The sequence below is a fragment of the uncultured Psychromonas sp. genome (assembly GCF_947489755.1).
Taxonomy (GTDB): Bacteria; Pseudomonadota; Gammaproteobacteria; order Enterobacterales; family Psychromonadaceae; genus Psychromonas.
Window position 1 is genome coordinate 35,812 of record NZ_CANLFB010000011.1, and the last position, 13,893, is coordinate 49,704.

Consider the following 13,893-nt stretch of genomic DNA (forward strand, 5'->3'; position numbering starts at 1 on the left):
TTTGCTCCCTAAACCAAATCTTGTCTTTGTTTAACAAGCTCGCAAACAAGTGCTTTAATTTCAGCTTCGCTTTTACCAGCGATCATAGCTTTTAAAACGGCATTAACTTCACTTTCTAGATACCCTTTACTGCGCCCACCTAAACTAATTCCTGGTGCTATCAACCCATTTGCAATTCTGTCATAGGCGCTAGATTTGGCCATGCTGAATCGCTCTGCAAGTTCTAGCATGCGTATAATATTAAGTGGGTGGCATTGATTATCGTTTAGTATTTTCTCGTTCATATTGTATCCCCTTGGGCTTGTTGATTTAACAAGAGGGATATTAATGAGAGATAAAACATTAGATACCCAAGACTTAAGTCTTAGGTAAGTTGAGATGCTTCTTCATGTCTTGTGATTTTTTATATGTTGGTAGCCCTAAATTATCAAATACAGAATGAATATGGCGTGTTGCAGTATTTTTATCAGGATAATCTGTAATATTGGCTTTTATTCTTTCTACTTCATCCTCAAAATGTTCAAAAAATCGTTTTATCAGCTCTGCTGTCACGCCATATTCACACGTTGTTTCATTAAGCTTTAATGAGTGAACTCTGGAGTAATTCTTTACAATATTTTGTGCAACCTTTGTTAAATAAGAATATTTATTTTTATTTACATCCCCTTTAGAGCTGTTGTTTTCAATGCGTTTTTTTATGTTATTATTTAATGTAATAACAAACTTCATTAACTCCTCCACGTTTTCATTTAACTCATCATTTTGGTTTATTATTTTTTCACTCATCTCTACAAGTATTGAAAATTCATCCATTAGAATTGTATTTTTGCATGATCGTTCATTTAACAAGTTTTTAATTAACTTAGTATTAATTTCATCTTTTAATCTCGAAAACTTTAGCATTGCTCTGGCTATAATATTTATATCATGAGCTTTATTTTCTTCTTTTTTTAATAAATTAACTCTTATTTGTAATGTGTTAATAATATTTTCATAGTTGTTACTTGCTTTAATCAAACGCTCATTAACAGTAGGCTCATTCATTTCAGAGTGAATCTCAGATAAACCTTGTGGTTCAGTATTTTTGTTACTAATCATCATACATTCCAAATAAGCTAAAAGTGATAAGCATATCTTTAAAAGTAAGCTTGTTCGAGGAGGTTCTATAAAGAATGAGGAATACTAGAAATTTATTTTTCTGTTGTTGAAAATACCAAGTTAGGCGAAGAAAATATGAGAGATATTAAGATTGATTTTCTGCGGTTATCAAAACTTAAAATACATTTTCGATATTCTGGGATGCTTACACATCAAAAAATGATTTAAAATAAAATAGCAATACCAACTAAACCTATTGATTTTATTGAATTTAATCTAGAGTGGTATAGCTGGTATAGTTTTTTTATTATTTTAATAATTTATCGCTTTAAGGCCTTTCCTACCTGATAAGCTAATATTACCTGCAGATGCATTTTCGATATGTTCACTCCACCAGGTCATTATTTTAATACGTTGATTCATATAGGTTGCATGATTATATGCTTGGCTCACTTGAGAACCTACTTTATGTGATAAGCAAGCTTCTAAAGCCTCGAAATTAAACCCTTCCTCTGCAAGAGTAGTGCGGGCAAGCCTACGCATTCCATGAGCAGTTTGTCTTCCCTGAAATCCCATTCTTTTAAGCGCAACATTAACAGTAGATGCATTCGCATGCTCATTAGGTTTGTAATCTGACGGAAATAGGTATTTACGCCGACCATTTAAGGGTTTTAGTAAATCAAGTAAATTAAGCATTTGTTGAGTTAATGGAATTTTATGTTCTATTCTTGTTTTCATTACTTCAGCTGGTATCACCCAGAGCTTCTTATCTAAATCTATATCTTCCCACTTCGCGCTGGCAGCCTCATTGGGTCTTGTCATTGTGTGTAATTGCCATTCAATTAAACATCGAGTTGTAATTTTTATACTCGCCATATCGATAGCATTCATTAATTCAGGGAGTTCATTGGGCTCTATGGCAGGGTTATTAGTAGTTTTAACTGTTCCAAATGCTTTACCGATTCCTGTTAAAGGATTTTCCATTATCAAACCAGTATTTACAGAATATGTCATAATTTCATTAATACGTTGGCATATTCGTTTAATTGAATCGTATTTACCTTCTGCTTCGAGTGGACGAAGAACCTGAATGACTTTAGGAGCACTTAATTGACTAATTGGAAACCCACCAAGAGAAGGAAATATATGTCGAGTTAACGAACCCCATATATCTTTTGCATAACCAGTAGTTATTTTGCTTTTTTTGACTTCAAACCAAATTGAAGCAACATTCTCTAAAGTATTGTTATTTGCCTCATCTATTGCCATTCTTTGAATGTCACGTTCCTCTTTCGGATTAATCCCTTTAGCTAATAGCTCTTTTGAAGATTCTCTTAATTTACGAGCCTCAGCTAAAGAAATGGCAGGATAGCCACCTAATCCCATTTCAGTGACTTTCTTTGTATATGGATTCGTGAACCTTAATTGCCATAACTTAGTCCCAGCAGCTGTAACTAGTAACTGTAATCCGCCACCATCACGTAAAGTTTGAATTCCTTTAGCCTGTTTAACTTGTGTATTTGTAAGTGGTGCTTTAGCCATGATTGTAAGATCCTTGTTGATAAACTGAAATCATCTTACAAATCATCTTACATTTTTTTGGGGATATCAGCGAACTCATCGGATGTTATCGGACATAAAAAAACCCGCAAACCTTATTTTACAAGGTGTTGCGGGTCTTTCTCGTACCTGCTCGGTACTTAATGTGGCGGAGAACAAGAGATTCGAACTCTCGAAGGGTTGCCCCTTACACACTTTCCAGGCGTGCGCCTTCAGCCACTCGGCCAATTCTCCGTAAATGTTCATTAATTAATCTATCACTTAAGATGTATCAATGAAGCGAACGCATGATAATTAACTCAGTGCTGTAAATCAACCGTTAACGTTCATAATTCAGTGATTTATAACAATTCTTGCCTTAAATAGACTGATGCGCCTAATAACCCAGGATTTTCATGTGTGATTAAATAGGTTGGAATAGTTTGTAAATATTCTTTGAAACGCCCTTTTGCTTCAAAGAAGTGTCTGAACTCACTACTTTCAAAAAACGCGACAAAACGCGGCACGATGCCTCCCGCAATGTAGACTCCCCCTTTACAATCTAAATTGAGTGCTAAGTTACCAGCAAATCCCCCCATTGCTTGGCAGAATAACGTTAAGGTTTGTGTGGCTAATACACATTCACTTTTTAGTGCCGCTTGTGTAATGTCTGCTGCTTCAAAAAACTCGGGTTGTTTGCCTGCTAATCGACAAAGTGCATGATAAATATTCACTAATCCCTGCCCTGATAAAAAACGTTCAGCTGAAACATGCCCAAACTGTGCTTGCAATAAGAGTAAAACATCCGCTTGTTGTGAGGTATTCGGGGCAAAGCTGGTATGGCCGCCTTCTCCGTCTAAGCTAACCCACTTTTCACCTTGTTTGATGAGATGTGAAACACCTAAGCCAGTACCGGGACCAAAGATTGCTTTTACGCCATCAGTCACTTCTTCACCCGTGCCGATTTTAACTTTTTGGCTATCTGGTACAAAAGGGACGGCAAGAGAGATCGCCGTGTAGTCATTGATCACGTGTAATGCTTGTAGTGAAAACTTATGCTTTAACTCATTTTTTGAAAACTGCCAATTCAGGTTAGTCATGGTGACAAGATCATGTTCTACGGGGCAAGCAATGCCAATACAGAGGTTAATAACAGGTTCAGTTAAGGTCGTAAAATATTGGGCAATGGCAGCTTCAAGGGTAATGAATTGTGCACATGGGTATTCTCTTAATTTGGATATTTCGGTTGTCGCTATATCCAAAACTGCTAACCGTATATTGGTACCGCCTACATCTGCAATCACTGATAACATATCATTACTCCTGCTTGTTCAACGTATTGTTTGATAAAGAGACTGATCGATTTCTCAATTCCTTAAGATAAATTTTAATTTTTTGATCTGAAACATTGTTAGCCTGTAATAAAATGACATAAATAAGTCACTAATCTATTATACTTTGCTGTAGAAAATGTTCTTTTATGTAGTTTTATTTCATTTTCAGTTACAAATTTTCAGTTACAATTTTCTAATATTACTAGCCGCCAACTTATTACTACCGAGTGAAAAATAAAATGAACACGTTAGAGCTAATTAAAAAAAACCTTGATACTTTTAGTAAATCAGAACGCAAAGTAGCAGAAGCGATTCTGGCTTCTCCTGAAACCGCTATTCACTCTAGCATTGCAAATTTAGCTAAAATGGCTGAAGTGAGTGAACCGACGGTAAACCGTTTTTGTCGTCGTTTAGATACTAAGGGTTTCCCTGATTTTAAACTACATTTAGCACAAAGTTTAGCCAATGGCACGCCTTATGTGAACCGTAATGTAAATGAAGATGATGGTCCTGAAGCCTATACGTCGAAAATTTTTGAATCGACAATGGCTTGTTTAAATACCGCTAAAAATGGACTAGACACAAACCTTATTAACCGTGCTGTTGATGTGTTAACACAAGCAAATAAGATCTCTTTTTTCGGTTTAGGCGCTTCTTCTTCTGTTGCACATGACGCGCTTAATAAATTCTTTCGCTTTAATATCCCTGTTTCTTGTTTTGATGACATCGTAATGCAACGTATGAGCTGTATTAATAGCAGTGAAGGTGACGTGATTGTTTTAATTTCTCATACAGGCCGTACGAAACTGTTGGTTGAAGTTGCGCAACTTGCACGAGAAAATGATGCCTTTGTTATTGCGTTAACAGAAGCTAACTCGCCATTAGCCGAACAAAGTAATTTAGTGCTTTCGCTAGGCGTTCCAGAAGATACTGATGTCTATATGCCGATGTCATCACGTATTGCACAACTGGTATTGATTGATGTGTTAACGACGGGTTTCACGCTACGACGTGGCGCAAAATTTAGAGATAATCTAAAGAAGGTGAAAGTTGATATTCAAGATTCTCGTTTTGAAAAAACCAATGATGAAGATTTCTAACCAGACAAAAGCGTTAATAGTTGAATTAGGGGTGTACTAATATAGTAATGTATTAGAATATTAATACGTTAAAGTCGTTATGTTTATAAATGATAATGTTCTCGATATGAATGTTTTAAATATTAACGGTGTAATATAAATAATGTATTAAAGTAATACTGCTTGATTCAAATAGTAAGTGCATAGCTTGAATGCAAGTAATAAGAGTACTTAACAAAATTAATTAACCCTCTTTAACCTTATATTTTTTTATATGTAACAGGAGTTAACATGGCAAGACGTACGAAAATAGTAACCACTTTAGGCCCTGCAACGGATCGCGATAATAATTTAGAAAAAATCATTGCCGCTGGCGCTAACATGGTACGTATGAATTTCTCTCACGGAGAAGCCGCTGATCATGTAAAACGCGCACAGCAAGTAAGAGAAATTGCGGTTCGATTAGGCAAAGAAGTGGCGATCATGGGTGACTTACAAGGCCCAAAAATTCGTGTATCTACTTTTGAAAATAATAAAATCCAATTAGCAGTCGGTGATAAATTCACACTGGATAGTGATATTGAAAAAGGCCAAGGCAATCAACAAGCAGTGGGTCTTGACTACAAAACATTGCCACAGGAAGTTGAAGCTGGCGATGTGTTATTACTAGATGATGGTCGAGTACAGCTTAAAGTTGAATCCGTTAATGGTAATCAAGTTCATACGGTTGTCACTATCGGCGGCCCTTTATCTAATAATAAAGGGATTAATAAACAAGGCGGTGGTTTATCTGCTGCGGCATTAACTGATAAAGATAAAAGAGACATTTTTACAGCCGCTGAAATTGGTTGTGATTACTTAGCCGTTTCCTTCCCACGCAACGGTGCGGATATTCATTACGCACGTAAATTAGCTCAAGAAGCAGGTTGTTTTGCTAAAATAGTCGCCAAAGTTGAACGTGCTGAAGCGGTTGAAACAAAAGAAGCCCTTGAAGATATTATATTAGCATCTGACGTTGTGATGGTCGCTCGTGGTGATCTCGGTGTTGAAATTGGTGATGCGCGTTTAGTCGGTGTTCAAAAAGATATGATCCGTACTGCTCGTCGTTTGAATCGTGTTGTTATTACGGCAACACAAATGATGGAATCAATGATCAGTGCACCAATGCCAACACGTGCTGAAGTGATGGATGTTGCAAATGCGGTACTTGATGGTACGGATGCGGTGATGTTATCAGGTGAAACTGCCGCTGGTGACTACCCTGTTGAAACCGTTAAAGCGATGAGTGATGTTTGTATTGGGGCAGAGAAGCATCCTAGTATTAATGTTTCAAACCACCGTATTAATCATACTTTTGATGATCCAGGTGAAGCATTAGCGATGACAACAATGTATGCAGCTAATCATACCAATGGTGTAACAGCGATTGTTGCGTTAACTGCTTCTGGTTCTACGCCATTATTAATGTCTCGTTTAAGTTCTGGCTTACCTATTTATGCATTATCTAGCCACCAACAAACATTAAACTACTGTGCATTATATCGTGGTGTAACACCGGTTAAGTTTGAATCGACAACATCGAACAGTGTTGAGTATATTGCTAACGCATTAGATACGCTAAAAGCGGCTAACTTAATTAAAACAGGTGATTTAATATTGTTAACTCACGGTGATGATAATGAGCAAGGTTCTACTAACACTTGTAAAATCATTAAAATTTAAGAGACTACGATTAGCCAAAGTTAGATTTGCGTAAAACTATTTAATTAAGCGGCTTACTAATAAATGACTTGGTAAAGACTTGCTGGGTAAGAAGTTGCTTAGCAATGAGTAAGTAGATAATAAGTCAATAGGTATCAGTAAGCAGCTAGCAAGAAGCTTTTATGGGGTCACACAGACTAAATAAACCATCATCTAACGCATCAAAAAAGCCCCGTTATTAGTATTAATAACGAGGCTTTTTTATTGTTATAACGTTATATAATTAATAACGTCACACTTATTCTTTAGGGGCTGTTTCAGCAAACATTGGATCTGTGTTCGCAAGATCTAACACTTTCTGTAATTCTGGGGTGCTTTCTAATGAAATTAGATTTCTAAATAATCCCCAATCTAGAAAAATAGCTAATCTAGTTTCTGCATCTGTCAGTGGTAATTCGGTACTGAAGCTTTTGTCATTAATTGCCGCTAATCCAGATTCGATTCGTTTCTGTTGACGCGTTAAGTAAACACTTTTCTCAGGTGTGATACCGTCAAACTTACCTAACATGACTAAGTTAACACAAGCATCAAGCACTGTGTTGGTCATGTGGTATAACTCAACTTCTTCAACGTCCGTTAAAAAGCCTTCACCCGCCACTTCATAAATATGCGTTAGGATTGATGTTGAGTCCGTTAGTTTTAATTCACAATCAATTAATAACGGTACTTTTTTAGTCGGTGATAATTCAGCACTTTGCGCTGCATCTATTTCAATAAAATCACATTCAAGTTTTGTTTGTAACAAAGCAATACGACAATGGCGAACAAAAGGAGAAGTGTAGCTACCGTATAATTCCATAGGAGACCTTAAATTTAAAATGACAGTTTATGATAATAAACAACAATGTATGAACGAGCCACACTGTAAAAGAAACTTACTTTATGGGCATAATTATTATTAGTCAACTAGCTAGATCTATTAATCGCAACTAAAGATTCACCGTTAGCAGTAGCAACAGGTTAACCAGTGAATTTAGATAGGCAATACTCTATTACGCCCCAGACTTTTAGCTTTATAAAGATAGTCGTCCGCACGGGCAATTAAATCAGTCAACGTTTCATTCGGTTTACTTTCAACAACACCAAATGACGCAGTAATATTATTGATGGATTGACCTGAGCGTTTATCTTTTAATGATAGCTTTTCTAGTTTTTTACGTATTGTTTCTGCAAAATGGCGGGCAATACGAATGTTTGTTTTAGGTAATAACATCACAAACTCTTCACCACCAAAACGGTATGCAGTACTTTCATCTCTCATGCTTTCATTAATTTTTCGACCTACTGCTTTTAATACTTGGTCGCCTAATAAATGTCCCCAAGTATCATTGAATTTTTTGAAGTGATCGATATCGCAAAGAATAAGGCATAATCCTTTAGTCTCGGCTTGTAGGTATGCGGATAATTCAGTATCAAAGGCATTGCGATTAAATAGCCCGGTTAAGGAGTCATACATAGCCGCATTTTTGCTCTCAGCTAATTGTAGTTTTAAGTTACCTATCTCTTTTGTTGCAGACGCTAAACTATTACCAAAAAACTGTGTTGCACCACGCATTTGTTTTGCGTCTTTCTCTAAGCTTTTTAGTAAACCAACCACTTCGTCGAGTGACCACCCTTCTTCTTCAACTTTACTGATATTAGCTACATTTTTTTCAAAGGATTGACTGAATTGATTGGTGTCAGTGTGAGTATCTGTAATCAGTTGATCAAGTTGTGTCATTACTTTTTCAATGGTTGAACGAAACTCCCAAGTATCGGCTTCTAAAGGAGAACTAACATGCTCTCTATATAATGATTCAGCTTGGATTGGCGGACAAATACTAGAGGAGGCTAAAAGGTGATCCATGGATTCTTTTAACGCTAAGTTTTTTTCAGCCACATAATGATACCAAAGTGCATAATTACTCGGTGTAGTAGGTACTGAGTACTTCATCATTAATGGCAGTGCTTTTTTTAAGTTATTAGCAGATTCTACTATTAGTTCTTTGCTCATTGGCCGATTCTTATCTATCCATGAATTTAATACATTAAATTATAGCCCCTAAAGAGGTAGATATGTATAAAAATAATGTATTAGCAATCAATATTAATGGTTATAAGTTAATAATTAGACTTTGCTCAACATAATCGCCTCCATATTTATTTTTTATTCCTGTTGAAATTAATTTCAAGCCATTGATTTTAAATACAATAAATTGAAATACTGTTTTCTCTGATCTGGCTCAATAATAGTTATCACATGTCGATTTACAAGACATTATAAAGCAAGTATTCTTGCGCCCCTGCGCATCACGGCGCGACTTATTCCTGCTAATTATGCAGCTTAATTTTAGGTGAAGGTAAACAAAGTGACAGAAAGAAAATCATTTACGCTAGGTACAATATTAACTTTTATCATCCCATCATTAATTGGGTTGATATTATTTATGATGCCAATTCAATACGATAATGCACTGACGATTCCAATTGCTATCATTTCAAAAGCATTACAAGCTTTTTTAGGTGATTCGATTACCTTAATCGTGACATTAGTCGTGTTAATCACTGCGCTATTGAGTTTGATATGTAAGCTATTTAATCCAGTGATTTTACAACAATCTAAATTTCTACATGATTTGTTAAATGTCAGCCCTATTTGGTTAGCGATTAGAGTGTTAGGGGCCTTTTTCATTGCTGCAACTTATTGGCATTTTGGTTCTGAAATGATCTATTCTTCTAATACAGGCGCATTAGTGTTAAATGACTTATTGCCTGTATTGCTCTGTGTGTTCATTTTTGCAGGTTTGTTATTACCGCTATTACTGAACTTTGGTTTATTAGAGTTATTTGGTACGTTATTAACGAAAGTGATGCGCCCTGTCTTTAACTTACCCGGTCGTAGTGCCATTGACTGTATGGCGTCTTGGCTAGGTGACGGTAGTGTCGGTATTTTAATGACTAGCAAACAATATGAGTCACGCTTTTATACTCAACGTGAAGCGGCTGTTATTGGCACGACTTTCTCAGCGGTATCAATTACCTTTTCACTGGTGGTCATTTCACAAGTTAAATTAGAGTATTTATTTTTACCCTTCTATTTAGCGGTATGTGCAGCAGGTATTGTCGCGGCGATTGTCGTACCCAAACTACCGCCACTGCGCAATAAAAAAGACCTTTATATTGATGGTTCAGCTCGTCAAGAAAACGATGAGAAAACACCTGAAGGGCATCATGTTTTATCATGGGGATTCCATCAAGCATTAACCCGTGCAGAGCAATCTAATGGTATAAAATCAACATTAAAAGATGGCTTAAAAAATGTGATTGATATGGTATTTGGTATTATTCCTGTGATCATGGCGATAGGTACTGTTGCGTTAATCGTTGCTGAATACACGCCAATCTTTAATTATCTGGGTATGCCTTTTATTCCGTTACTTGAATTATTACAAATACCGGAAGCAGAACAAGCATCAACCACTATTGTGGTTGGGTTTGCAGATATGTTCCTTCCATCAATTTTAGCAGCATCTATCGAATCTGATATGACACGTTTTATTATTGCTGCGATGTCGGTAACACAGTTAATTTATATGAGTGAAGTGGGTGCATTGTTATTAGGCAGTAAAATTCCAGTAAGTATTAGTGAGCTGTTTATTATATTTATTTTACGTACCCTAGTCACTTTGCCTGTTATTACTGCAATTGCACATCTTATATTTTAAATAATTGCGAAGATAAGAACGTAAAATTCCTGCTATCTAGCGTAATATGCAGTAAAGTAAAAACAGTTCAAACAGATTGATAGTAAAAGATAAAAGCGAATGATAACAGGCCAGTTATCATTCGCTTTTTTATTATAAAATGGATGCGCTAAACACGAGAGTGTAAACGTTCAATCGCTCAACATTCATCATGTTAAACGAGCTTATTTTTAGATTCACAAGCAAAGGGAAGTAACATGGATATTGCATTATATCTTCACGCAATGACGGGGTTATTAGTTATCATCGACCCTATCGGTTCTGCATTAATCTTTAACTCATTAACCGCCAGTAGTGACCAAAAACACCGTAATTTAATGGCGATAAAATCGGTTATTATCAGTGGCATTACTCTGATTTTGTTTGGTAATTACGGTGAGGCTCTATTTTCACAACTAGGCATTAATATTAACTCACTACGTATCTCAGGTGGGTTGCTACTATTTTACACTGCGTTTATTATGATCACGCAAGAGTTGAAGTTTGCTAACACTGAAAAGAATTCAGATATTTCAGTGTTCCCTATGTCGATACCTTTATTAGCAGGTCCTGGCACATTAACGTTAGCGATTCTTTTATTCTCACAAAATACCGAAGGACATGATTCAATTCTTTCTGTCAGTGCTGCAATTGTCAGTGTATTAATGATCACCTTAGTCGCTATGGTTGCCTCGAAATATCTAAAGAAAATTATTGGTAAAACGGGCGATGAAATATTACGTCGCTTCTTAGGTGTTATTCTTGCAGCATTAGCGATTCAGTTTATTTACGAAGGTATTCGTAATATTTCAATGTAGTCGATCGCTTTTATAGCGACAATAAACGAGGGATGAACATTGATTTTAACCCCAATAAACAGCTTGTTTATTGGGGTTCTTTTTTAGTAGAAACAACACGGTTTATTAACAGTCGTTTTTGTTGTTTATTATTTGTTAATAAGCTGCGTTTGTTAATAAGCTGCGTTGCTGAATAGCCTCAATTCTGGTTAATGAAAGCGGCATTATATTTAACATCATATGGTTATATTTTTTGACTAGTCAGTGCAGTTAGTTTTGCGTTGTTCAAAGCGAATTTTTAAAGCAATAACAGTGTATTGAGAGATAATTTAATACATAGCCCCCGAAAATAGCAGTGTTGTATTGCTTTGCTTATCCAGAACAAAGGTTAAATACACGTAATATAATGCGTCTTCCATCTCAACACTTCCATAGAATTTATTACAACTTTTCTAGCAACTTAAAAGTAAAAAGAATTAAACCATGCATACTCTATATACTGTTTAAATAATAAATCATTCAACACTAAATTATTGCTTAATATCAATAAGAAAGTAAGTGAGATACTTCAAAATAGATCTATCAAATTTCCTTTAAAAATTCAGTTTAAAAGACTGGGACTCAGATCATAAGTGCATGACCTAAAACCAATTTCAAACATAAACAGTTAAATAATAAATTCAGTTACCAATGCAACATAAACCGACAATAAGACTCAACATTAGAAGGATTTTCACATGAAAAAACACATTCTTTGCTCTATCGATTTAGCTTATATAAAAGAAGCGGCAGCGATATTAGTTGAAGCAGAAAAACAAGCGAGTCTAGATAATGCAAAGCTCACCGTCATTACCGTTATTCCTGATTATAGATCGTCTTGGGTGGGCTCATTTTTTAAAGAAGGGACACTGCGAAAAGCTGCATTAGCAGCCAGTGAACAACTTCGTGAACTAGTCAAAGCGACGTTGCCTGATCAAGAGCATGTTAAGTGTATTGTTGAAATCGGGGTTGTATATGAACAAGTATTAAATAACATTAAAAAATTGAAAATTGATTTAGTGGTACTAGGCGCACATAAACCTAACGTAATCGATCGATTGATTGGCCCTAATGCATCTCGCATTGTACGAAAATCTCCAGCATCAACCCTAGTGATCAGATTAAATTAGTTAATGCTGAATGAATGCGGCTAGGTTAGCTTTTATTTTGATTATAAAAAGCAACCTGGCCTGTTTTAACTTTTCTCTTTTATTTGAAAATGCCCTCTAGCATAATCAACAACGCTATAAGTTCGATCGTTATTTTTATTAAGCATTAAAAGTCTAAATTTAATTGTTGTTCTTTTATGTCGGGTTTTAGCATGACACTGAGCCCAAGCAATCGAATTTCTCTGCCTTTTTGCCTTAGAAGGATTTCATGTAAAAGTTCACGAAAATGTGCGAGATCTAACTGTGTTTGTCCATGCTCGATAGTCGTTAGTTGAAAATCAGCAAACTTTACTTTGATACCCTGCTTGGTGATCTCTTTAGTCAATGAGGCGCGTTCTAATCGTTTCTCTAATTCATAATAAAGCTTTTGTTCAATGAATTCCCAGCACTGTTCGAAAGTAGAGATATTCGTGGAAAAAGTACGCTCAACACCCACTGATTTACGTTCACGTTCAGTGATCACTGCTCGGTTATCAATGCCATGGCTGTAGTTCCACAATGACAAGCCCATTCGACCGTACTTTCTCAATAATTCACGATAATCGGTATTTTTAATATCTTCACAAAGATAGAAATTACCTTGATGAAGCTTCTTTAAACTCACTTTACCCACCCCTGGAATTTTCTCTAATGGCAGCATATCAATGACACCCTGAACTTCATTAGGTGGGATCACAAATTGCCCATCAGGTTTATTCATATCTGATGCGACTTTTGCCAAGAACTTAATAGGGGCAACACCTGCTGACGCTGTTAGGTTTAATTCATGACGAATATCATTCCTAATGGCTTCTGCAATCAATGTCGCTGAACCATGTAATTGCTTGCAATCTGTTACGTCTAAAAAAGCTTCATCTAACGATAAAGGTTCGATAATCTGTGTATACCGTAGGAAAATGGCACGAATCTGCTTAGAAATATCTTTATAAACCTGCATACGCCCTGGCACTACGGTTAAGTGAGGGCATAACTTTAATGCTTGAGAGGTGGGCATTGCAGAATGTACGCCATATTTACGAGCATCATAGTTACAGGTACTAATAACACCACGTTGAAGTGTGCTACCACCTACTGCCAACGGGATCCCTCTGTAACTGGGTTCATCGCGCATTTCTACCGAGGCAAAAAAAGAATCCATATCTACATGAATAATCTTACGTTGAACATCACTTTTTAATGCTGGCTTTACTTCTGAATAGAGCATATCTCACACATATTGAGATAGCCTCAATACACAAAGTACATGGCTATTCAATTCAATAAAGAATAGGTTAATAGAGTTCATTCAACTTTTATTTAGTTTTAGACTGTTTAATATTGCTTAATAGTGCTTAGTAGTACTTAGCAATAAAGAA

General features: G+C 36.0%; 12 protein-coding genes and 1 tRNA gene. 5 read left to right on the top strand and 8 right to left on the bottom strand.

The annotated features are described in order from the left end of the window. Positions 1-8: 8 nt before the first annotated feature. The 5 genes from Q0794_RS08035 to Q0794_RS08055 form a co-directional block, all read right to left on the bottom strand. The gene (locus Q0794_RS08035) at positions 9-284 is read right to left on the bottom strand and encodes an AlpA family phage regulatory protein (protein WP_298941218.1); all 276 of its coding nucleotides are present in this window, start codon (positions 282-284) and stop codon (positions 9-11) included. A gap of 73 nt (positions 285-357) precedes the next feature. Continuing rightward, positions 358-1,098 (bottom strand): hypothetical protein, encoded by a 741-nt coding sequence (locus tag Q0794_RS08040; protein WP_298941219.1) that lies wholly within the window; start codon positions 1,096-1,098, stop codon positions 358-360. Between the two features lie 312 nt (positions 1,099-1,410). Beyond that, positions 1,411-2,640, bottom strand: coding sequence for a tyrosine-type recombinase/integrase (locus tag Q0794_RS08045; protein WP_298941220.1), 1,230 nt, complete (start codon positions 2,638-2,640; stop codon positions 1,411-1,413). Positions 2,641-2,804: 164 nt separating this feature from the next. Continuing rightward, positions 2,805-2,892: transfer RNA gene (locus Q0794_RS08050), tRNA-Ser, on the bottom strand. Positions 2,893-2,999: 107 nt separating this feature from the next. Beyond that, positions 3,000-3,950 (bottom strand): glucokinase, encoded by a 951-nt coding sequence (locus Q0794_RS08055; RefSeq protein ID WP_298941221.1) that lies wholly within the window; start codon positions 3,948-3,950, stop codon positions 3,000-3,002. A gap of 260 nt (positions 3,951-4,210) precedes the next feature. On the opposite strand from Q0794_RS08055, the gene Q0794_RS08060 reads away from it, so the two are divergent. Both Q0794_RS08060 and pyk read left to right on the top strand, forming a co-directional pair. Next, the gene (locus tag Q0794_RS08060; RefSeq protein ID WP_025565546.1) at positions 4,211-5,071 is read left to right on the top strand and encodes a MurR/RpiR family transcriptional regulator; all 861 of its coding nucleotides are present in this window, start codon (positions 4,211-4,213) and stop codon (positions 5,069-5,071) included. A 270-nt stretch (positions 5,072-5,341) separates the two neighbouring features. Continuing rightward, complete coding sequence (pyk, locus tag Q0794_RS08065) at positions 5,342-6,772, top strand: pyruvate kinase (protein WP_298941222.1); 1,431 nt, start codon at positions 5,342-5,344, stop codon at positions 6,770-6,772. 277 nt (positions 6,773-7,049) lie between these two features. Here pyk and Q0794_RS08070 read toward each other — a convergent pair whose 3' ends face one another. Both Q0794_RS08070 and Q0794_RS08075 read right to left on the bottom strand, forming a co-directional pair. After that, the gene (locus tag Q0794_RS08070) at positions 7,050-7,610 is read right to left on the bottom strand and encodes a glutathione S-transferase family protein (protein WP_298941223.1); all 561 of its coding nucleotides are present in this window, start codon (positions 7,608-7,610) and stop codon (positions 7,050-7,052) included. 174 nt (positions 7,611-7,784) lie between these two features. After that, complete coding sequence (locus Q0794_RS08075; RefSeq protein ID WP_298941224.1) at positions 7,785-8,804, bottom strand: GGDEF domain-containing protein; 1,020 nt, start codon at positions 8,802-8,804, stop codon at positions 7,785-7,787. A gap of 355 nt (positions 8,805-9,159) precedes the next feature. On the opposite strand from Q0794_RS08075, the gene Q0794_RS08080 reads away from it, so the two are divergent. The 3 genes from Q0794_RS08080 to Q0794_RS08090 all read left to right on the top strand — a co-directional run bounded on the left by Q0794_RS08080 (position 9,160) and on the right by Q0794_RS08090 (position 12,499). Then, on the top strand, positions 9,160-10,515 hold the full coding sequence (locus Q0794_RS08080; RefSeq protein WP_298941225.1) for a YjiH family protein: 1,356 nt from the start codon (positions 9,160-9,162) through the stop codon (positions 10,513-10,515). Positions 10,516-10,751: 236 nt separating this feature from the next. Further along, positions 10,752-11,351: a MarC family protein gene (locus Q0794_RS08085; protein WP_298941226.1), complete on the top strand. Its 600-nt coding sequence runs from the start codon at positions 10,752-10,754 to the stop codon at positions 11,349-11,351. Between the two features lie 716 nt (positions 11,352-12,067). Continuing rightward, positions 12,068-12,499 carry a universal stress protein gene (locus tag Q0794_RS08090; RefSeq protein ID WP_298941227.1) on the top strand — a complete coding sequence of 144 codons (432 nt, stop codon included), beginning with the start codon at positions 12,068-12,070 and terminating at the stop codon, positions 12,497-12,499. A gap of 145 nt (positions 12,500-12,644) precedes the next feature. Here Q0794_RS08090 and dinB read toward each other — a convergent pair whose 3' ends face one another. Continuing rightward, positions 12,645-13,742: a DNA polymerase IV gene (gene dinB / locus Q0794_RS08095; RefSeq protein WP_298941228.1), complete on the bottom strand. Its 1,098-nt coding sequence runs from the start codon at positions 13,740-13,742 to the stop codon at positions 12,645-12,647. Positions 13,743-13,893 lie beyond the last annotated feature (151 nt).